This window comes from Caldimonas caldifontis, assembly GCF_002930615.1.
Classification (GTDB): Bacteria; Pseudomonadota; Gammaproteobacteria; order Burkholderiales; family Burkholderiaceae_C; genus Caldimonas; species Caldimonas caldifontis.
The window spans coordinates 13,818-34,729 of sequence record NZ_PSNX01000017.1 but is presented as its reverse complement, the minus strand read 5'-3'; the positions used below and the strand labels follow the sequence as shown (position 1 = coordinate 34,729).

General features: G+C 67.0%; 16 protein-coding genes. 6 read left to right on the top strand and 10 right to left on the bottom strand.

All coding sequences use genetic code 11. From position 1 onward, the window contains the following. Window positions 1–6: 6 nt before the first annotated feature. Window positions 7–792, bottom strand: coding sequence for an ABC transporter ATP-binding protein (locus C1704_RS16370; RefSeq protein WP_104303837.1), 786 nt, complete (start codon window positions 790–792; stop codon window positions 7–9). A gap of 77 nt (window positions 793–869) precedes the next feature. Beyond that, window positions 870–2,804, bottom strand: coding sequence for an AMP-dependent synthetase/ligase (locus C1704_RS16365; RefSeq protein WP_104303811.1), 1,935 nt, complete (start codon window positions 2,802–2,804; stop codon window positions 870–872). Between the two features lie 142 nt (window positions 2,805–2,946). Here C1704_RS16365 and C1704_RS16360 point away from each other — a divergent pair, with 142 nt between their 5' ends. Next, window positions 2,947–3,693 carry a Crp/Fnr family transcriptional regulator gene (locus C1704_RS16360; protein ID WP_104303836.1) on the top strand — a complete coding sequence of 249 codons (747 nt, stop codon included), beginning with the start codon at window positions 2,947–2,949 and terminating at the stop codon, window positions 3,691–3,693. A 6-nt stretch (window positions 3,694–3,699) separates the two neighbouring features. On the opposite strand, the gene C1704_RS16355 is transcribed toward C1704_RS16360, so the two are convergent. The 3 genes from C1704_RS16355 to C1704_RS16345 all read right to left on the bottom strand — a co-directional run bounded on the left by C1704_RS16355 (window position 3,700) and on the right by C1704_RS16345 (window position 8,685). After that, complete coding sequence (locus tag C1704_RS16355; protein WP_104303810.1) at window positions 3,700–4,365, bottom strand: hypothetical protein; 666 nt, start codon at window positions 4,363–4,365, stop codon at window positions 3,700–3,702. A gap of 50 nt (window positions 4,366–4,415) precedes the next feature. Then, window positions 4,416–7,709 (bottom strand): fused isobutyryl-CoA mutase/GTPase IcmF, encoded by a 3,294-nt coding sequence (icmF, locus tag C1704_RS16350; RefSeq protein ID WP_104303809.1) that lies wholly within the window; start codon window positions 7,707–7,709, stop codon window positions 4,416–4,418. A 115-nt stretch (window positions 7,710–7,824) separates the two neighbouring features. Continuing rightward, window positions 7,825–8,685 carry a PPK2 family polyphosphate kinase gene (locus C1704_RS16345; RefSeq protein ID WP_104303808.1) on the bottom strand — a complete coding sequence of 287 codons (861 nt, stop codon included), beginning with the start codon at window positions 8,683–8,685 and terminating at the stop codon, window positions 7,825–7,827. A gap of 55 nt (window positions 8,686–8,740) precedes the next feature. Between C1704_RS16345 and C1704_RS16340 the strand changes: the two genes are divergently transcribed. Further along, complete coding sequence (locus C1704_RS16340) at window positions 8,741–9,523, top strand: type III pantothenate kinase (RefSeq protein WP_104303807.1); 783 nt, start codon at window positions 8,741–8,743, stop codon at window positions 9,521–9,523. Between the two features lie 14 nt (window positions 9,524–9,537). Here the strand turns inward: C1704_RS16340 and hslU are convergent, their stop codons facing one another. From hslU to C1704_RS16315, 5 genes are all read right to left on the bottom strand, one after another. Next, on the bottom strand, window positions 9,538–10,869 hold the full coding sequence (gene hslU / locus C1704_RS16335) for an ATP-dependent protease ATPase subunit HslU (RefSeq protein WP_104303806.1): 1,332 nt from the start codon (window positions 10,867–10,869) through the stop codon (window positions 9,538–9,540). Beyond that, complete coding sequence (gene hslV, locus C1704_RS16330; protein WP_104303805.1) at window positions 10,866–11,402, bottom strand: ATP-dependent protease subunit HslV; 537 nt, start codon at window positions 11,400–11,402, stop codon at window positions 10,866–10,868. Before hslV ends, hslU begins: the two co-directional genes overlap by 4 nt. A 101-nt stretch (window positions 11,403–11,503) precedes the next feature. Next, window positions 11,504–13,216, bottom strand: coding sequence for a hypothetical protein (locus C1704_RS16325; protein WP_104303804.1), 1,713 nt, complete (start codon window positions 13,214–13,216; stop codon window positions 11,504–11,506). A gap of 22 nt (window positions 13,217–13,238) precedes the next feature. Next, a complete protein-coding gene (gene dksA, locus C1704_RS16320) occupies window positions 13,239–14,042 on the bottom strand; it encodes an RNA polymerase-binding protein DksA (protein ID WP_104303803.1) in 804 nt (267 codons plus the stop codon). 162 nt (window positions 14,043–14,204) lie between these two features. Next, window positions 14,205–15,242: a CobW family GTP-binding protein gene (locus C1704_RS16315; RefSeq protein ID WP_104303802.1), complete on the bottom strand. Its 1,038-nt coding sequence runs from the start codon at window positions 15,240–15,242 to the stop codon at window positions 14,205–14,207. A gap of 141 nt (window positions 15,243–15,383) precedes the next feature. Between C1704_RS16315 and C1704_RS16310 the strand changes: the two genes are divergently transcribed. The 4 genes from C1704_RS16310 to glyS all read left to right on the top strand — a co-directional run bounded on the left by C1704_RS16310 (window position 15,384) and on the right by glyS (window position 20,903). Next, the gene (locus C1704_RS16310) at window positions 15,384–16,259 is read left to right on the top strand and encodes an HlyC/CorC family transporter (protein ID WP_104303801.1); all 876 of its coding nucleotides are present in this window, start codon (window positions 15,384–15,386) and stop codon (window positions 16,257–16,259) included. Further along, window positions 16,259–17,764, top strand: coding sequence for an apolipoprotein N-acyltransferase (lnt, locus tag C1704_RS16305; RefSeq protein WP_104303800.1), 1,506 nt, complete (start codon window positions 16,259–16,261; stop codon window positions 17,762–17,764). Before C1704_RS16310 ends, lnt begins: the two co-directional genes overlap by 1 nt. Window positions 17,765–17,835: 71 nt before the next feature. Further along, window positions 17,836–18,753, top strand: a complete 918-nt coding sequence (glyQ, locus tag C1704_RS16300) for a glycine--tRNA ligase subunit alpha (protein WP_104303799.1) — start codon at window positions 17,836–17,838, stop codon at window positions 18,751–18,753. A 2-nt stretch (window positions 18,754–18,755) separates the two neighbouring features. Further along, entirely contained in the window at window positions 18,756–20,903 is a 2,148-nt protein-coding gene (gene glyS / locus C1704_RS16295) for a glycine--tRNA ligase subunit beta (RefSeq protein ID WP_104303798.1), read from the top strand. Window positions 20,904–20,912 lie beyond the last annotated feature (9 nt).

The following is a 20,912-nucleotide window of genomic DNA, read 5'->3' as shown; positions in this document are numbered from 1 at the left end:
CGATCCTCAGTGACTGGTGCCCAGGTAGGCCTTGATGACCTCGGGATTGCTGCGCACCTCGTCGGGGGTGCCGTCGCCGATCTTCTTGCCGTAGTCGAGCACGACGACCCGGTCGGAGATGTCCATCACCACACCCATGTCGTGCTCGATCAGCACGATGGTGGTGCCGAACTCGTCGTTCACGTCGAGGATGAAGCGGCACATGTCCTGCTTCTCCTCCACGTTCATGCCGGCCATGGGCTCGTCGAGCAGCAGCACCTGGGGTTCCATCGCCAGCGCGCGGCCGAGGTCGACGCGCTTTTGCAGGCCATAGGGCAGGCGGCCCACCGGCGTCTTGCGATAGGCCTGGATCTCGAGGAAGTCGATGATGCGCTCGACGAACTCGCGGTGGGCGATCTCCTCGCGCTCGGCGGGGCCCCAGCGCAATGCCTGCCAGAAGAGGTTGCTCTTCATGCGCAGGTTGCGCCCGGTCATGATGTTGTCGAGCACACTCATGCCCTTGAACAGGGCCAGGTTCTGGAAGGTGCGCGCGACACCCATCTCGGCCACCTGGCGCGAGTTCATGTGCTTGAAGGTCTTGCCGCGGAAAGTGATCGAGCCTTGCTGCGGCTGGTAGACACCGTTGATGCAGTTGAGCATCGAGCTCTTGCCGGCGCCGTTGGGGCCGATGATGGCGCGGATCTCGTGCTCACGGACGTTGAAGCTGATGTCGGTGAGCGCCTTGACGCCGCCGAAGGCGAGCGAGATGTTCTGGACGTCCAGGATGATGTCGCCGATCTTGCGGCTGGACACGGGCGGTGCAGCATCGTTGGCTGCCTGGACATCGCCCGGGACGGGCAGGGGCGCACGCAGTGCGGTGGCGTTGGTCATCAGGCGGCCCTCTTCACGGTGGGGAAGGTCTGGGTGTCGGCGATGCGCAGGTCGGCCGAGACCACGCCGGTGCGGCCGTCCTCGAACTTGACCTGGGTCTCGATGTACTGCGAGGTCTTGCCGCCGTAGAGCGCATCGACGAGAACGCTGTACTTGTCGCCGATGTAGCCACGGCGCACCTTGCGCGTGCGGGTGAGCTCGCCGTCGTCGGCGTCGAGTTCCTTGTGCAGGATCAGGAAGCGGCTGATCTGGCTGCCCGCGAGCTTTTCGTCCTGGGCGAGGTCTGCGTTGACCTTTTCCACGCACTCGCGGATGAGCTCATAGACCTCGGCCTTCTGCGCCAGGTCGGTGTACCCGGCATAGGGCAGGTTGCGCTTCTCGGCCCAGTTGCCCACGGCTTCGAAGTCGATGTTGATGAAGGCGCAGACCTTGTCGCGCCGGTCTCCGAAGGCCACGGCTTCCTTGATGTGGGGGAAGAACTTGAGCTTGTTCTCGATGTACTTGGGCGCGAACATCGAGCCGTCGGCCATGCGGCCCACGTCCTTGGCCCGGTCGATGATCTTCAGGTGCCCGGTGGCGTCCAGGAAGCCGGCGTCGCCACTGCGATACCAGCCGTCAGCGGTCTTGACCTCGGCCGTGGCCTGGGGGTTCTTGTAGTACTCCTTGAGCAGGCCGGGCGAGCGGATCAGCAGTTCGCCGTTGTCGTCGAGCTTGATCTCCACGCCGTCGATGGGCACGCCCACCGTGTCGGGCTTCACCTCATGGTCAGGCTGAAGGCAGACGAACACGGCGGTCTCGGTGGAGCCATAGAGCTGCTTGAGGTTGATGCCGATGGAACGGTAGAAGGTGAAGAGATCCGGTCCGATGGCCTCGCCGGCCGTGTAGGCCACCCGGATGCGACTCATGCCCAGGTTGTTGCGCAGCGGACCGTAGATGAGGATGTTGCCCAGGGCATACTGCAGGCGATCGCCCAGCGAGATCGCCTTGCCGTCCATGCGGGCCGGGCCCACGCGGCGAGCCACGTCCATGAACCGGCGAAAGAGCCAGCGCTTGAAGCGGCCGGCATCTTCCATGCGGATCATCACACTGGTGAGCAGGCCTTCGAAGATGCGCGGCGGCGCGAAGTAGTAGGTCGGGCCGATTTCCTTGAGATCGATCATCACGGTGGAGGCCGATTCGGGGCAATTCACCACGTAACCGCACACCAGCCACTGGGCGTAGCTGAAGCAGTTCTGGCCGATCCAGGCCGGCGGCAGGTAGGCCAGCACTTCTTCGTCGGACGTGAGCTTGTCGAAGGTCGCGCCGGCCTGGGCACGGTCGATCAGCGCGTGGTGGGTGTGCACCACGCCCTTGGGGTTGCCGGTGGTGCCCGAGGTGAAGAACATCGCGGCCACATCCTCGGGCCCGGCCTTGTCCACCTCCGACTGAAAGAATCCTGGATGCGCGGCATCGAACCCGCGGCCGGCGTCGATCAGCTCGTCCAGAGAAGCCAGGCCGCGCTCGCGGTAGTTGCGCAGGCCGCGCGGGTCGTCGTACCAGATATGCGTGAGTTGTGGGCACTGCTCGCGCACTTCGAGCATCTTGTCCACCTGCTCCTGGTCCTCGACGACGGCGAACGCAATCTCTGCGTTGTTGATCGGGTACACAAACTCGGCCGCGACCGCGTCCTGGTACAGCGGCACGGGGATGGCCCCCAGCGACTGGGCGGCCAGCATCGTGGCGTACAGGCGCGGCCGGTTTTCACCCACCACCACCACATGCTGGCCGCGTTGCAGGCCGGCCTGAGAGAGGCCGCAGGCGAGGTGGCGAACCAGCGTGGCCAGGTCGGCCCAGCTCAGGGTCTGCCAGATGCCATATTCCTTCTCGCGCAGGGCGGGGGCACCGGGGCGGCGGGCCGCATGCTCGAGCAAGAGCTTCGGAAAGGTGGTCTGCACCGTGGTCTCCTGGTGGAGCCGGCAGACGTGTGCCGACTCATTGCATGCCAGGGATGCTAGGCGGGGGTTTGACGCCATGTTGTCGTTGTAACGACAATCCTAGGGTCGCCCCCCTGGGGAATAACCCGTGCCTGCCGCCGTGATCAACGACGCTCCGGAGAACCACCTGCCGCCGGCCGGCGCCCTGCTGCGCCGGGCCCGTGCGGCCAGCGAGGCCGAGCTGGCTGATGTGCCCTGGCTGGCCCATCTCGACGACCGCGACCGTCAGCTGGCAGCCTCGCGCATCCAGGTGGTGCAGACCGAGCCGGGCGATCTCGTGTGCCGCATCGGCAAGGCCCCCACCTACTGGTTCGGCGTGATCGACGGCCTGCTCAAGATGAGCAACGACTCGTCGGCTGGCACGCCCATCACCTTCGCCGGCTTGCCGCCGGGCGCCTGGTTCGGCGAAGGCACGCTGCTCAAGCGAGAACCCTACCGCTACAACGTGCAGGCCTTGCGCCGCAGCACGGTGGCGGGGCTGGACATCGAGACCTTCCATTGGCTGCTGGACAACAGCATTGCCTTCAACCGGTTCGTGATGCGCCAGCTCAACGAGCGCCTGGGCCAGTTCATCGCCGCGCGCGAGATCGACCGCATGAACGACCCGGATGCCCGGGTGGCACGCAGCCTGGCGGCGCTCTTCCATCCGGTGCTCTACCCCGGCGTGGGCCACCTGCTGCGCATCACGCAGCAGGAGCTGGGTGCGCTGGTGGGCCTGTCGCGCCAGCGGGTGAACGAGGCCCTGCATGTGCTGCAGGACCTTGGGCTCATCCGCATCGAATACGGTGGCCTGCGTGTGCTCGATCTGCAGGGCCTGCAGCGCCAGGTGGTCCGCGGGCTGCAGGAGTAAGCGCACTCAGCGCATCACGCCGATGTGCCGCAGGAAGAAATCGCGCACGGTCTTGCGGTGGAACTTGCGCCATTGCCAGGCCCCGGCCGCGATCAGCCCGATCGCTCCCAGCTCGAGCAGGTGGTTCAGGTTGACGCCTGCCAGACCCCAGCCGAGCAGGATGTCGATGTGGTGGAAGGTGGCGGCGCGGATCACGATGAAGGTCATCAGGACGGCCACACCCACCGCGCTCAGCCGATAGCCCCTCCAGCTCTGACGCAGCTGTTGCCACAACAGGACCGAGACCCCGGCGGCGGCACCCGCCAGCAGCAGGATGAAGGCGACCTGCACGACACGCCGGTTGTCGTACCAGCCTTGCGACAGCGCCAGATCGCGCCCGAACTGCGTGAACCAGGTCTGCAGGTCGAGCTGCTTGTTCAGCGCGAGCAGGGCCATCAAGGCCGCCAGTGCTGCCCAGTAGTGCCAGGCCAGCCGCGTGCGACGCGCTGCCTGCAGGTTCACCAGGGCCAGGCCGCCCGCCCCGAGGTAGGCCAGCACCGTGAGCCAGCCCATCACGGTGGGGTCGCCGATGCCGGGCGTCCAGCGGCCCGTGGCCGGGTCCACCACGGCCAGCGCCGGGCCGCTGACCAGAGCCAGCAGCCAGCACAGGGATCGCAGGGCAGGCAGAACCATGCCCGCATTCTGGCCGGACCGCCCACGCCGGCAACCCCGCAGCAGGGGGGTCACATGTTGCGTCGGTACTGCCCGCCCACCTCGAAGAGGGCATGGGTGATCTGGCCGAGCGAGCAGCAGCGCACGGCGTCCATCAGCACCTCGAAGACGTTGCGGTTGGCGATCACCGCCTGCTGCAGGCGCTGCAGCATGGCCGGCGCCTCGTGGGCATGACGGGCGTGGAAATCGGCCAGACGTGCGAGCTGCGACTGCTTTTCTGACTCGGTGGAGCGCGCCAGCTCCAGCGACTCGGGGATGGGGTCGCCATGCGGGTTGCGGAAGGTGTTCACGCCGATGATGGGCAGCTCGCCGGTGTGCTTGAGCATCTCGTAGTGCATGCTCTCTTCCTGGATCTTGCCGCGCTGGTAGCCGGTTTCCATCGCACCCAGCACACCGCCGCGCTCGGCGATCTTCTCGAACTCGGCCAGCACGGCCTCTTCCACCAGCTCGGTGAGTTCGTCGATGATGAAGGCGCCCTGGTTGGGGTTCTCGTTCTTCGCCAGGCCCCACTCGCGGTTGATGATGAGCTGGATGGCCATCGCACGGCGCACCGATTCCTCGGTGGGCGTGGTGATCGCCTCGTCGTAGGCGTTGGTGTGCAGGCTGTTGCAGTTGTCGTAGATGGCGATCAGCGCCTGCAGCGTGGTGCGGATGTCGTTGAAGGCGATCTCCTGCGCATGCAGGGATCGGCCGCTGGTCTGAATGTGGTACTTGAGCTTCTGGCTGCGCTCGTTGGCACCGTACTTCTCCTTCATCGCCACGGCCCAGATGCGCCGCGCCACGCGGCCGAGCACGGTGTACTCCGGGTCCATGCCGTTGCTGAAGAAGAAGCTGAGGTTGGGGGCGAAGTCGTCGATGTGCATGCCACGCGCCAGATAGGCTTCCACGAAGGTGAAGCCGTTGGACAGCGTGAAGGCCAGCTGGCTGATCGGATTGGCCCCGGCTTCGGCAATGTGATAGCCGCTGATCGACACCGAATAGAAGTTGCGCACCTTGTGGTGCACGAAGTACTCGGCGATGTCGCCCATCACCTTCAGGCTGAACTCGGTCGAGAAGATGCAGGTGTTCTGGCCCTGGTCTTCCTTCAGGATGTCGGCCTGCACGGTGCCGCGCACGTTCTCGAGCACCCATTCGCGGATCTTCTGGGCCTCGTCATCGGTGGGCTCGCGGCCGTTGTCGGCGCGGAACTTGTCGAGCTGCTGGTCGATGGCGGTGTTCATGAACATCGCCAGGATGGTGGGTGCCGGACCGTTGATGGTCATCGACACCGAGGTGCTCGGGTTGCACAGGTCGAAGCCGTCATACAGCACCTTCATGTCATCCAACGTGGCGATGGACACGCCCGAGTTGCCCACCTTGCCGTAAATGTCCGGGCGCGGGTCGGGGTCGGCGCCGTAGAGCGTCACCGAGTCGAAGGCGGTGGACAGGCGCTTGGCCGGCATGCCTTCGGACAGCAGCTTGAAGCGCCGGTTGGTGCGCGCCGGATCGCCTTCTCCGGCGAACATGCGCGTGGGGTCCTCGCCCTCACGTTTGAAGGCGAAGGTGCCGGCGGTGTAGGGGAAGCTGCCGGGCACGTTCTCCAGCATCAGCCACTTCAGGCGTTCGCCGTCGTCCTCGTAGGTGGGCAGGGCGACCTTGCGGATCTTGTTGCCGCTCAGGGTGGTGTGCACGAGGGTCGTGCGGATCTCTTTGTCGCGGATCTTCACGACATACTCGTCGCCCGCGTAGGCCTGCTGCATCTGCGGCCACTGGGCCAGCAGCTTCTTCGCCGTCGGTTCGAGCTGCGCTTCTCGACGCTCGGCCTGTTCGGTGAGTGCTTCGACGGCCTTGTTCTTCTCAGGGATGGCTTCCTTGAGCATGCGGGCCGAGGCGCGCAGTTGCTGGATCTCGCGGGCCAGGGCCGATTGCTTGCGTGCCCGCGCCTTGTAGCCGCGCACCGTGTCGGCGATCTCGGCCAGGTAGCGGGTGCGTGCGGGCGGCACGATGGGATTCTGGTGGGTGCTGTGGCGCGTGGTCACGGCCGGCAGGCGCCCGGCCTTCACGGGCAGGCCCAGCTCGGCCAGGCGGGGGCACAGCGCCTGGTACAGGGCGGTCACGCCATCGTCATTGAAGCGACTGGCCATGGTGCCGAACACGGGCATGTCCTCGGGGCGTTTTCCGAAGGCTTCCTTGTTGCGCTGCACCTGCTTGGCCACGTCGCGCAGGGCGTCGAGAGCGCCCTTGCGGTCGAACTTGTTGATCGCCACGAATTCGGCGAAATCGAGCATGTCGATCTTCTCGAGCTGGCTGGCCGCGCCGAATTCGGGTGTCATCACGTACATCGGCACATCCACGTGCGGCACGATGGCCGCATCGCCCTGGCCGATGCCCGAGGTCTCGACGATCACGAGGTCGAAGCCGGCCACCTTGCAGGCCGCGACCACGTCGGGCAGGGCCTGGCTGATCTCGCTGCCGGCCTCGCGCGTGGCCAGCGAGCGCATGTACACACGCGCGCCTTGCTGCCAGGGGGCGATCGCATTCATGCGGATGCGGTCGCCCAGCAGGGCGCCGCCGCTCTTGCGGCGTGAGGGGTCGATGCTGATGACGGCGATGCGCAGCGCGTCGTCCTGGTCGAGGCGGAAACGGCGGATGAGCTCGTCGGTCAGACTGGATTTGCCTGCCCCGCCCGTGCCGGTGATGCCCAGGACCGGAATGCGTGCCTGGGCGGCCTCGGCATGCAAGGCGTCGCGCAGGGCCGCAGGGGTGGCGCCTGCCTCGAGCGCCGTGATGAGTTGGGCCAATGCGCGCCAGGCGGTCTCGGTGCCGCCCTGCAGGGCGGCCAGGTCGCGCGGCGCGTGCACCGAGAGGTCCTGGTCGGCGCGCATCAGCATCTCGCCGATCATGCCCTGCAGGCCCATGCGCTGGCCGTCCTCGGGGCTGTAGATGCGCGCCACGCCGTAGTCCTGCAGTTCGCGGATCTCGGCCGGCACGATCACGCCGCCACCGCCGCCGAACACCTGGATGTGTCCCCCGCCGCGCTGGCGCAGCAGGTCCACCATGTACTTGAAGTATTCGACGTGCCCGCCTTGGTAGGAGCTGATCGCGATGCCATGGGCGTCCTCCTGCAAAGCGGCGGTCACCACCTCGTCCACCGAGCGGTTGTGACCCAGGTGGATCACCTCGGCGCCCATGCTCATCAGGATGCGCCGCATGATGTTGATCGAGGCGTCATGCCCGTCAAAGAGCGAGGCGGCGGTGACGAAACGCACCTTGTGGGTCGGACGGTACGCGGCCAGGGCCTGGTATTCGGCGGAAAGGTCGGTCATCTCGGTACTGCCTGTGGGTTCAGGGTTGGATTGACGTTTACGTCAACGTCAATCATGCCATCAAAGCTCCGCGAACCCGCCCGGTCGCGAGCAGACCTATGGTTAACCCTAGGACTCACTCGATGCGGATGCTCTTCGGGTCGAAGTCCGGCAGGGGGTAACGCAGGTCCAGGCTTTGCAGCACGTCGCGGATCAGGGTGGCCACCATGAGGTTGCGATGGGTCTTGGAATCGGCCGGAATCACGGTCCAGGGCGCCCAGGGGGTGGCGGTGGCGGCCAGCGCGGCCTGGTAGGCCTGCTGGTAGGCATCCCATCGGGCGCGGGCCTGGAGGTCGCGCGGGTCGAACTTCCAGTGCTTCTCCACGTCGTCCAGCCGGGCCTGCAGCCGCTCCTTCTGCTCGTCCTTCGAGATGTGCAGCATGCACTTCACGATCACCGTGCCGGTCTCGGTGAGCATCCGTTCGAAGTCGCAGAGATGGCGGTAGCGGCGCTGGGCTTCGTCGTTGTCGATCCAGCCCTCGACGACGGGCACGAGCACGTCTTCGTAGTGGCTGCGGTTGAAGATCACGATCTCGCCGGCGCGCGGCACGCGCTGATGCACGCGCCAGAGGTAGTCATAGGCCAGCTCGGTGCTGTTGGGGGCCTTGAAGGGCACCGTGTGCACGCCCAGCGGGCTCATGCGGCTGAAGACGCTGCGCACGGTGCCGTCCTTGCCGCTGGTGTCCATGCCTTGCAGCACCACCAGCAGCTTGTAGCGCCCGTCGGCGTAGAAGTGTTCCTGCAGCAGGTCGAGTTCCTGCGCAAGTTGCTCGACGCGCTCCTTGTCCCCGTTCTTGGCGCCGTTGCCGAAGGGCTTGTCGCTCGGCGGGAGCCGGTCCAGGTGGACCGGTGCCAGCTTGCCGCGACCATCGGCCTCTCGGAAATGCCAGCCGTCGAAGCGCGTGTCCTTCAAGGCGGGAAAACGGGGCGGGGCCATGGTGTCTCCTGTGTGTGCGCCCATCCGGCGCCTATCGCACCCATAATGCCACCCCATGAGTTTCCTGGCCATCGACATCGGCAACACGCGCCTGAAGTGGGCTGTCTACGACGCCATGCACCCGGGCGCACGCCTGCTGGCGCATGGCGCGGTGTTCATCGAGAACATCGACACCCTGGCCGAGGAGGAGTGGAAGGACCTCCTGCCGCCGCAGGCCATGATCGGCTGCTGCGTGGCCAGCGACGCGGTGCGCCGCCGGGTGGAGGAGCAGATCGAGGAGCTGTGGGACTTCGCGCCCGTGTGGGTCGTGGCCAGCAACCAGGAAGACGATGTCACCAATGGCTATGACCACCCCTCCCGCCTGGGGGCGGATCGATGGGTGGCCATGATCGGTGCGCGCTGGCATCTGCTGCAAAGAGGCGAGCCCCGTCCCGCCCTGGTGGTGATGGTGGGCACGGCCGTGACGGTCGATGCCCTGGATGCAAGCGGCCACTTTCTGGGGGGCTTCATTCTGCCCGGTCACGGCATCATGCTGCGGGCCCTGGAGGGGGGGACGGCTGGTTTGCGTGTGCCCACGGGCGAGGTCTGCGAGTTCCCCACCAACACGAGCGATGCGCTGACCTCGGGCGGGACCTTCGCGATTGCCGGTGCCATCGACCGCATGCACCGCAACATCGAGGCTCGCTGCGGCGAGCCGCCCAGTTGCTGGCTCACCGGTGGCGCCGGCTGGAAGATGGCGCCCCACCTGGACCCGTCGTTCGAGCTGGTGGAGACGCTGATCTTCGATGGCCTCCTGCACATCGCAGAGCGCCGCGCCGAGGCCAAACGCACTCGCTGAGCCGGGCTGCGGTCTCAGAGGATGTAGCGCGAGAGGTCTTCGTTCTTCGACAACTCGGCGAGCTTGCCGTCCACATAGGCCGCGTCGATCGTGACGGTCTGGCCTTCAAGCTTCGTCGCCTCGAAGGACACTTCGTCCAGCAGCTTCTCCAGCACCGTGGACAGGCGACGCGCGCCGATGTTCTCGGTGCGGTCGTTCACCTCGAAGGCGATCTGCGCGATGCGCCGGATGCCTTCGGGCGTGAAGCTCAGTGTCACGCCTTCGGTGGCCAGCAGGGCCTGGTACTGGCGGGTGAGGTTGGCGTGTGTCTGGGTCAGAATGGCCTCGAAGTCTTCCACCGACAGCGGCCCGAGTTCCACGCGGATCGGGAAGCGGCCCTGCAGTTCGGGGATGAGATCGCTGGGTTTGCTCAGGTGGAAGGCGCCCGAGGCGATGAAGAGGATGTGGTCGGTCTTGACCATGCCGTACTTGGTGTTGACGGTGGTGCCCTCCACCAGCGGCAGCAGGTCGCGCTGCACGCCCTGACGCGACACGTCGGCGCCACCCACGTCCGAGCGCGAGGCCACCTTGTCGATTTCGTCGATGAAGACGATGCCGTTCTGCTCGGCATTGGCCAGCGCGCGGGTCTTGATCTCGTCCTCGTTGAGCAGCTTGGCGGCCTCTTCGTCCACGAGCAGCTTCAGGGCTTCGGCGATCTTGAGCTTGCGCGTCTTGCGCTTGCCTGCGCCAAACTGCGAAAACATGCCGCGCAGCTGCTCGGTCATCTCCTCCATCCCGGGCGGGCCCATGATTTCGAGCGCGGGCTTGGGGTCGGCCACGTCGATCTCGATTTCCTTGTCGTCCATCAACCCCTCGCGCAGGCGCTTGCGCATGGTCTGCCGGGCGGTGTTGTCGGGGTTCGATGCGGGGGTCAGTCCGAAGTCGCTGCGCGGCGGCGGCACCAGCACGTCGAGCACCCGCTCCTCGGCGGCATCCTCGGCGCGCGAACGCAGCTTGCGCATCTCGGCCTCGCGGGTCTGCTTCACCGACATGTCCACCAGGTCACGGATGATGGAGTCCACGTCCTTGCCCACGTAGCCCACCTCGGTGAACTTGGTGGCCTCCACCTTGATGAAGGGAGCGTCGGCCAGGCGTGCGAGGCGGCGGGCGATCTCGGTCTTGCCCACGCCGGTGGGGCCGATCATCAGGATGTTCTTGGGTGTGATCTCGGGACGCAGCTTCTCGTCCACCTGCTGTCGGCGCCAGCGGTTGCGCAGGGCGATGGCCACCGAGCGCTTGGCCTGGTGCTGGCCGATGATGTGGCGGTCGAGTTCGGAGACGATCTCCTGGGGCGTCATGGCGCTCATGCCAGCACCTCGATGGTGTGGTGGTGGTTGGTGTAGATGCACAGGTCGCCGGCGATCTCGAGCGACTTCTTCACGATGTCGGGGGCGGCCAGCTCGGTGTGGTCCAGCAGGGCCCGTGCGGCCGCCTGGGCGTAGGCGCCACCCGAGCCGATGGCGATGATGCCGTGCTCAGGTTCCAGCACGTCGCCATTGCCGGTGATGATGAGCGAGGCGTCGCGGTCGGCCACGGCCAGCATGGCCTCCAGGCGGCGCAGCACGCGGTCGGTGCGCCAGTCCTTGGTGAGTTCGATGGCGGCGCGCACGAGGTGGCCCTGGTGCTTTTCCAGCTTGGCCTCGAAGCGCTCGAAGAGGGTGAAGGCGTCGGCCGTGGCGCCGGCAAAGCCGGCCAGGACCTGGTCGCGATAGAGCTTGCGCACCTTGCGGGCCGAGGCCTTGACAACGATGTGGCCGAGCGTGACCTGACCGTCGCCGCCGAGGGCGACCTGGTTGCCGCGGCGCACGCTCACGATGGTGGTGCCGTGAAAGGGTTCCATGACAGTCTCAACTGGGGGCGCGATGCCGGCATTCAAGCACGCGCAGCGCCCGGGATGAAAAAAGGCCCCACGCGGGGCCGGTGCGGGACCGGTGGCGCCGTTCAGATGTTGCGTACCTTCACGCGGGCGTGCTCGGTGATGCCCATCGCGCCAAAGAACAGCGCCACGAGGCGGTGGGTTTCATCGAACACGATCTGTCGGTTCTCGGCCCGGCGGTTGAGCACCCAGTTCAGCAGGTCGCCGGCGGCGATGAAGTCCACGCGGATCAGCCGGGTGCACGACACATTGACGATGGTGGCCTTGCCCAGGCGGGCGTCGAGTCCCTTGAGCGTTTCGGAAATGTCACCCACCAGCTGGCCTGACAGCTCCAGCGACGCCACTTCGACCATGGCGTCGTCGCCCAGCTGGGATTCGACGAAGCTCGTGGACACGTCGCTCACCACCGACAGCGGCGCGGACGAAGCCGACGGTGCGCCTCCGCCGCTGCCGAACTTCACGATGCAGCGTGCGGCCTCCCATGACGGCGGAGAGACCTCGTAGGTCACGCAATAGTCGATGGCCACCTCGTCGAACTGATCGGGTCGGTTGGCCAGGCGCAGCACGTCCAGGCGCAGCAGCCACAAGGCCGGATCGGCATCGCGCACCCCGGTGGGCGCGGCATCTGACAGGATCTGCAGCAGGCGTTCGCCAGCCAGCCAGCGCATCTCCAGGGGGTCGCGTGCCCAGTGACGGAAGAGTTCGCTCAGGTGGGAAGCGGCTTCGACATCCACGCTGCGCACCGGGCCCCAGTCGAGCACCCAGGGCAGGGGCATTTGCAGGCTCTGTGAGCGCAGTTGGGCCACGGCTTCCACATCCAGCACCTCGGGGCAGACCCAGCCGATCTGGCCGTCCAGGCGGGCCGCACCGGTCATGGGCGCTTCCTCTGCGGCTGCGTCGGCCACCATGCGGGGCAGCGAGAACCACTGGGGCGCCGACCAGCCGAACTGCTGGGCGTAGTCGAGCGCCAGACTTTCGAACTTGGGCTGCTGGCCGGTGGCGCGGTAGAGGTCGAACAGCACCATCCAGGTGTCGGCGTGCTGCGAGCGACTCGCGCCCATCTGCACCATGGCGCCAAGCGCCTGTTCACAGGCATCGAAGTCGGCGTTGGCGAAGGCGATCACCGCCTCGTCCAGCTCCGGGTCGTGCACGACCTCGGCCACCTCCACCGAGAAGCCTTCTCCCAGCGCTGCCGGCCGCCCTTGGGGCGGCGCTGGCGCAGGGGGGGCGGCTTTCTGGGCCGGCGCTTCAGCGGGATCGGTCACCACGGCCGGCGGGCCGGCCGGGAAATCCAGCCCACCAGGACCACTCGGGCCGGCCGGCGGTTCGGCGCCCAGCGAACGCGTGGACGGGCCCCCCAGTCCGGCAGGCTGGGTCGGGGCGTTGTAGAACGAGGGCGACCGGCGCGCGCCGATGGACTCGCCCACCATCTGCTGCTCGATCTCGTCGATCTTGGCCTTGACCTCCACCACGTCCGAGCGCACGAAGGCCCCGCGCAGGTCCACTTCGTCCAGATTGGAGCTGGCGTCGAGCAAGCCCACGTTGGCGTCGGTCAGGCCTTCGCGGCGGACCTTGCGCAGCATGTCGAACTCGCGCTTGCGGACGAAATCGTTGCGCCGCTTGCGCTCGATCATCGCCTTCAGCTCGGACTTGGCGTATTCGCTCTCGCGCGACTCCGGGGCGGAGTTGCTCAGGTCGGCCCAATCGGTGGTCGGGTTCGATACGAACCGGACGACCTTGCGCAGGAAACCGGGGGTGTTGTCTTTGGGTTCCGACATGACCTGAAGGAGACTGAGCTGTTCAGTCTCCGAACATCTTCTGCTTCAGCTCGCGCCGTTGCTGAGCTTCCAGAGACAGTGTAGCGGTCGGGCGGGCGATCAGGCGCCCCAGGCCGATGGGTTCGCCGGTTTCGTCACAGAAACCGTAATCGCCGGCGTCGATGCGGGCGAGGGCCTGGGCGATCTTCTTCAGCAGCTTGCGTTCGCGGTCGCGGGTGCGCAGCTCCAGGGCATGCTCTTCCTCGATGGTGGCGCGGTCGGCCGGATCGGGCACGATGGAGGTGTCTTCGCGCAGGTGCTCGGTGGTCTCGCCGGCATTGCTCAGCAGATCTTCCTTGAGCGCGAGGAGTTTGTGGCGGAAGAACTCGAGCTGCTTGTCGCTCATGTACTCCGACTCGGGCATGGCCAGCACCTCGGCATCGGTGAGATCCTTACCAGCCTTGGACTTCCAGGCGTTGGCAAGCTTGGGATCGGCCGCAGGAGCGCTGCGAGGTTGGTCGAGAACGGCAGGGGACTTGTTCATGGTCGCTGGAGGAGACGTGCGCGCCGCCAGGGCGTCGGCGAACGAGGCCTTGGCAGGGCTGGGTCGGGGGGCCGCCGCGGCTGGTGTCGGCGCCGGGGCGGGCGCTGGCACCGCAGGGCGGGCCTTGGAGCTGGTTTTCGCAGGGGCAGCAGGGGGGGCTACGGTGCGGGCGGGTGTCTTGGTGGCCGGGGCTTTCTTGGCTGCGGGCTTGGGGGCCGGGGCCGCCTTGGCGCGAGCCGGGGCGGCGGTCTTCTTCGCCGCCGTCTTGGCTGGGGTGGCTCGCTGTGCCGAAGTCTTGCTCACGTTCCGTCTCCTCGCAGTGGCAGTTATATACCTGCTCTTCTCGAATTCGGGGAAGAAGAGCCTTGGGACCGGGCCAGATGGGCCGTCCACCCCCAAGGGCGCCGCGGATTGTAGCGATCTCGCGTCATCGTGCGTGGGAGTTTTCCCGCCCCAGGGCTGGCTTCAGGCCAGACACTGTTCCAGGCCCTGGCGGAAGATGTCCTGGGGCAGGTCCAGGCCGATGAAGACCATCTTGCTTGTGCGATCTTCGCCCTCAGCCCATTTGGGGCCCAGGTCGCTGCCCATGAGCTGGTGCACGCCCTGGAAGATCACCTTGCGGTCGGTGCCCTGCATGTTCAGCACGCCCTTGTAGCGCAGCATGCGCGGGCCGTAGATCTGCACGATCGCGCCCAGGAAGTCTTCCAGCTTGGCCGGGTGGAAGGGGCGGTCCGAACGGAAGACGAAGGACTTCACGTCGTCGTCATGATGGTGGTGATGCGGGTGGTTGCAGTGCTCACCATGTTCATGATCATGGTCGTGGTGATGATGGTGGTCGTGATCGTCCTCCTTCAGGAAGTCGGGGTCGATCTCGAGCTTGGCATTCAGGTTGAAGCCGCGCAGGTCGAAGACCTCGGCGATGGGCACCTCGCCGAAGTGCACCCGGCGCTGCGGGGCACGCGGGTTCATGTGCTTGATGCGATGGGCCAATGCATCCACCGCGGCGGGCTCGACCAGATCGGTCTTGCTGATGAAGATCTGGTCGGCAAAGCCCACCTGACGACGCGCCTCCTGGCGGGTGTCGAGCTGCTGGTCGGCATGCTTGGCGTCCACCAGCGTCAGGATGGAGTCGAGCAGGAAGCTCTCGGCGATCTCGTCGTCCATGAAGAAGGTCTGGGCCACGGGGCCCGGGTCGGCCAGGCCAGTGGTCTCGATCACGACGCGGTCGAACTGCAGCTCCCCCTTGCGGCGCTTCGCGGCCAGGTCCGTGAGGGTAGAGCGCAGATCCTCGCGGATGGTGCAGCAGATGCAGCCGTTGCTCATCTGGATGATCTGCTCCTTCGTATCGGCCACCAGGATGTCGTTGTCGATGTTCTCCTCGCCGAACTCGTTCTCGATGACGGCGATCTTCTGGCCGTGGGCCTCGCTGAGCACGCGCTTGAGCAGCGTGGTCTTACCGCTGCCCAGGAAGCCGGTGAGGATGGTGGCGGGGATGAGGCTCATGATGGAATCCGTCGCAAAGGGGGCGTGCCGGGAAATGGGGTGGCCTGCCGGTATTTCAAGGCTTGGGCCGAGTGTATCGATCTTGTCAAGCAGGTTTGGGCCTGGGGTATCCTTGAGCGATCTGAACTCCTCGCGCAAGCGATGTCCGACCCTCACCCTCGACGCCCGGCCCGCCCTTTGGGCGACAAGCGCAATTTCTTCGAACGTCTGGTGGAGTTCCTCTCCCCAGGGCCCGATTCCAAGGACGAGCTGTTCGAAACCCTGGCGGATGCCGAAGACCGGGAACTGATCGAGCCGGAATCTCGGCTCATGCTCGAAGGCGTGCTGCGCATGGCCGACATGACGGCCGGCGACGTGATGGTGGCGGCCCCGCGCATGGACCTGCTGGACATCAATGCCGCCTACGAAGACCTGCTGCGCATCGTGATCGACACGGCGCACTCGCGCTTCCCGGTGTTTGAGGGCGAGCGCGAGAACATCATCGGCATCCTGCTCGCCAAGGACCTGCTCAAGCTGCAGCGCGCCCCCGGGCTCAAGCTGCGCACCCTGCTGCGCCCGGCGGTCTTCGTGCCCGAGTCCAAGCGGCTCAATGAACTGCTGCGCGACTTCCGGTCCAATCGAAACCATCTCGCCCTGGTGGTCGATGAGTTCGGCAAGACCGCCGGCCTCATCACCATCGAGGACGTGCTGGAGGAAATCGTCGGCGAGATCGAGGACGAGTTCGACGAAGAGGATGCCCACAACGGCATCTACACCCTGGCCGACGGCAGTCAGCGCGTCGCGGGCGATGCCGACATCGATACCGTCAACGAGGCCTTTGGCACCCTGCTGCCTGAGGATGAGTTCGACACCATCGGCGGCCTGGTGGCCCACGAACTCGGCCATGTGCCCCGGCGTGGCGAAGTGGTGGATATTGGCGGCCTGCGCTTTTCGGTGATGCTCACGCGCTCCGGTGCGGTACGCTGGTTCAAGGTGACGCGCAGCCCCGAGCCGCCCGCGGCCGTGTCCGAGGCCTGATGCCGGCTGCGCTGGACGCGCTCATGGCGCTGTTGGCGGGCTGGGCGCATGCCCAGGCCTTTGCGCCGCGTGAAGGCTGGGCGCTCCAGCTGATGGCCACGGCCGTGCTCGCCTGGCGGGTGATGCGTGCCCCCACGGCGTGGCGGGCGGCGGGACTGGGCTGGCTCTTCGGCTTTGCCTGGCTGGCGGGTTCGGTGTGGTGGCTCTTCATCAGCATGCACCGCTATGGCGGCATGCCGGCCTGGCTCTCGGCGCTGGCTGTTGCGGCACTGTCGGCGGCGCTGGCGCTCTACCTCGCCCTGGCCATGGCGGCCTTCGTGCGCCTGCGCAGCGGCCAGCCGGTGCTGGATGCGATGCTCTGGGCGGCCTGCTGGCTGCTCGCCGAGCTGGCCCGTGGGCTGCTGCTCACCGGCTTTCCCTGGGTGGCGGCGGGCTACGCCCACAGTGATGGGCCGCTGGCAACGCTGGCGCCGTGGGTGGGCGTCTATGGCATGGGCTTCGTGGCCGCCTGGCTGGCCGCCGCGGTGGTGGCGGGGGGCCTGTGGGGGCGGTCTTCGCCTCGCATGCTGGTGGCTGCCTGGGCGCCCCCCCTGGCGCTGGTGCTGGCCGCCGCGGCCGTGCCGTCGGACTTCACGCGGGCCACGGGCCGCTTCAACGTCACCTTGCTGCAGCCCAATGTCGCCCAGGACGAGAAATTCTCGGCCGAGCATCTGCCGGCCACGCTGGAGTGGTTGGAGCGCGAGCTGGTCTCGGCCCGCACCGACCTCGTGATCGCGCCCGAGACCGCCATCCCCCTGCTGCCCGCCCAGCAGCCCGAGGGCTACTGGGAGGCGCTGTCGTCACATTTTTCGCAAGGGTCGACAGCCGCCCTGATCGGCGTGCCCCTGGGCGACTTCACCGAGGGCTACACCAACTCGGTGGCCGGCCTGGCGCCCGGGCAGCCGATGTATCGCTACGACAAGATCCACCTGGTGCCCTTCGGTGAGTTCATTCCCTTCGGCTTCCGCTGGTTCGTGGACCTGATGAACATGCCGCTGGGCGACTTCACCCGCGGTCGCGAGACCCGACCTTTCGAGTTCGACGGGCAGCGCATCCGACCCACCATCTGCTACGAAGACCTGTTTGGCGAGGAACTGGCGGCCAACTTCGTGGGCGAGCGCCAGGCCACGGTGATCGCCAACGTCAGCAACATCGGCTGGTTCGGCCAGACCGAGGCGGTGGACCAGCATCTCCAGATCTCGCGGCTGCGGTCGCTGGAATTCCAGCGACCGCTGGTGCGCGCCACCAACACCGGGGCGACGGCAGTGATCGATCACCGCGGCCAGATCACCGCGGCGCTGGCGCCGCACACCCAGGGCGTGCTGGTGGGCGAGGTGGAGGGGCGCGAGGGGAGCACCCCCTATGCCCGCTGGGTGGCGGCCCTGGCCCTGTGGCCTTTGCTGGCACTGGCCCTGGGCATCATGGGTGCCGCGGCGTGGCGCCGCAGCCGCGGGGCGGGCGCCTAGAATCCAGAGTTTCGCCGCGGGCAGTGCCCTGATGGGCGCCGCTTCCCGACTGCTTCTTCACGATACACACCATGCTGACCTTCCAGCAAATCATCCTGCGCCTGCAGGACTACTGGGCCCGCCAGGGTTGCGCGCTGCTGCAGCCCTACGACATGGAAGTGGGTGCCGGCACCAGCCACACCGCCACCTTCCTGCGCGCCATCGGCCCGGAGCCCTGGAAAGCCGCCTATGTGCAGCCCAGCCGCCGCCCCAAGGACGGCCGCTACGGCGAAAACCCCAACCGCCTGCAGCACTACTACCAATACCAGGTGGTGCTGAAGCCGGCACCCGAGAACATCCTCGAGCTCTACCTGGGCTCGCTCGAAGCCCTGGGCTTCGACCTCAAGAAGAACGACATCCGCTTCGTCGAGGACGATTGGGAGAACCCCACGCTGGGCGCCTGGGGCCTGGGCTGGGAGGTCTGGCTCAACGGCATGGAGGTGACGCAGTTCACCTACTTCCAGCAGGTGGGCGGCATCGACTGCAAGCCCCTGACCGGCGAGATCACCTACGGCCTGGAGCGCCTGGCCATGTACCTGCAAGGCGTGGACAACGTCTACAACCTGACCTGGACCGACGGCCTGAGCTATGGCGACGTGTACCTGCAGAACGAGCAGGAGCAGTCGGCCTACAACTTCGAGCACAGCGATGTGGACTTCCTGCTCACGGCCTTTGGTGCACATGAGAAGCAGGCCCAGCACCTGATGGCCCAGCAGCTGGCGCTGCCGGCCTACGAGCAGGTGCTCAAGGCCGCCCATACCTTCAACCTGCTGGATGCGCGTGGGGCGATCAGCGTGACCGAACGCGCCGCCTATATCGGCCGCATCCGCAACCTGGCGCGTGCGGTGGCGCAGAGCTACCTCGACAGCCGCGCCCGCCTGGGCTTCCCGATGGCTCCGCGTGAATGGGCGAACGACGTGCTGGCCCAGCTCGAAAAGAAGGCCGCCTGATCATGACGATGAAGAAGAACCTGCTGGTCGAGCTCTTCGTGGAAGAGCTGCCCCCGAAGGCGCTGAAGAAACTGGGCGAGGCCTTCGCCACCGCACTGACGGACAGCCTGAAGGCCCAGGGCCTGGTGGATGCGGCCGTGGTGCCCACGCCCTTCGCCTCGCCGCGCCGGCTGGCGGTGCGGGTGGAGGCGGTGGCCGAGCGCGCGGCTGATCGCGCGGTGCAACAGAAACTGATGCCCGTGGCCGTGGGTCTCACGCCGGACGGCCAACCCACGCCCGCCCTGCTGAAGAAGCTGGGCGCGCTGGGCCTGGACGCCAGCGTGGTGGGCCAGCTCAAGCGGGTGAACGACGGGAAGGCCGAGGTGCTCTTCCATGACAGCCTGGCGCCGGGCGCAACGCTGGCCGAAGGCCTGCAGAAGGCCCTGGACGATGCGATCACCAAACTGCCCATCCCCAAGGTGATGACCTACCAGCTGGCCGACGGCTGGAGCAGCGTGCACTTCGTGCGCCCCGCCCACAGCCTCGTGGCCCTGTGGGGCAGCGACGTGGTGCCGGTGCGGGCCCTGGGCCTCATCGCGGGCCGTCAGACGCGCGGCCACCGCTTCGAGGCCACGCGCGACCCGATCGAGGTTCACGAGGCCGACAGCTACCCCGAGCAGCTGCGTCATGACGGCGCCGTGATCGCCAGCTTCGAGGCTCGCCGCGCCGAGATCGTGCGCCAGCTGGGCGAGGCCGCCGCGAAGGTCGGCGGGGGCGTGAAGCCGGTGGACGATGAGGCCCTGCTCGACGAGGTGACGGCGCTGGTCGAGCGCCCCAACGTGCTGGTGGGCCAGTTCGAGACCGAGTTCCTCGAGGTGCCGCAGGAATGCCTCATCCTCACGATGAAGGCCAACCAGAAGTACTTCCCGCTGCTGGACGCCCACGGCAAGCTGACCAACCGCTTCCTGGTGGTGAGCAACATCAGCCCCGAGGACCCGAGCGCCGTGATCGGTGGCAACGAGCGCGTGGTGCGCCCCCGCCTGGCCGATGCCAAGTTCTTCTTCGACCAGGACCGCAAGAAGACGCTGGAATCGCGCGTGCCCGGCCTGGACAAGGTCGTCTACCACGGCAAGCTGGGCAGCCAGGGCGAGCGCACCCAGCGGGTGCAGGCGATCGCGCGGGCCATCGTGCATCAGCTGGGCGAGCACCAGCCCGCCTCGGTGCAGTCGCATGACGAACTGCAGATGCTGGCCCACAAGGTCGACCAGGCCGCGCGCCTGGCCAAGACGGACCTGCTCACCGACATGGTGGGCGAGTTCCCCGAGCTGCAAGGCATCATGGGCGGCTATTACGCCCGCCACGAAGGCTTGCGCGATGGCGTGGCCATTGCCATCGAAGACCACTACAAGCCCCGCTTTGCCGGCGACGCCCTGCCGCGCAACCACACCGGCACCGTGCTGGCCCTGGCCGACAAGCTGGAGACGCTGGTGGGCCTGTTCGGCATCGGCCAGTTGCCCACGGGCGACAAGGATCCGTTCGCGCTGCGCCGGCACGCGCTCGGGGTGATCCGCCTGCTGGTGGAAAAGAACCTTCCGCTGGACCTGCCCGAGCTGATCTCGGCCGCCGTGCCGGTCTTTGGCGAACGCATCGCCGACCCGCGTTCCGCGCTGCTCGATTTCTTCTTCGATCGACTGGCCGTGTCCTTGCGTGAGCAGGGCTACAGCGCCCAGGAAGTGGAGGCCGTGCTGGCGCTGCGCCCCGAGCGTCTGGGCGAGGTGCCGAGGCGCCTGGCGGCGGTGCGCACCTTCGCCGGGCTCCCTGAGGCGCCGGCACTGGCAGCGGCCAACAAACGTGTGAGCAACATCCTGAAGAAGGTGGAGGGTGGGGTGGCCGCGCATGTGGAGGCTCCCATGCTGAAAGAACCGGCGGAGGCGGCACTCTACGAGGCGCTGCGGCGCGTGCAGCCATCCGCCGATGCTGCCTTCGAGCAGGGTGACTACACAGCCTCACTGCAAGCCCTGGCCGCCCTGAAGACGCCGGTCGATGCGTTCTTCGACGGGGTGATGGTCAATGTCGAGGATGCTGCGCTGCGTGCCAACCGGCTCGGGCTGCTGGCCACGCTGCATGCGGCGATGAACCGCGTGGCCGACCTGTCACGCCTGGCCGCCTGAGGAGACCGC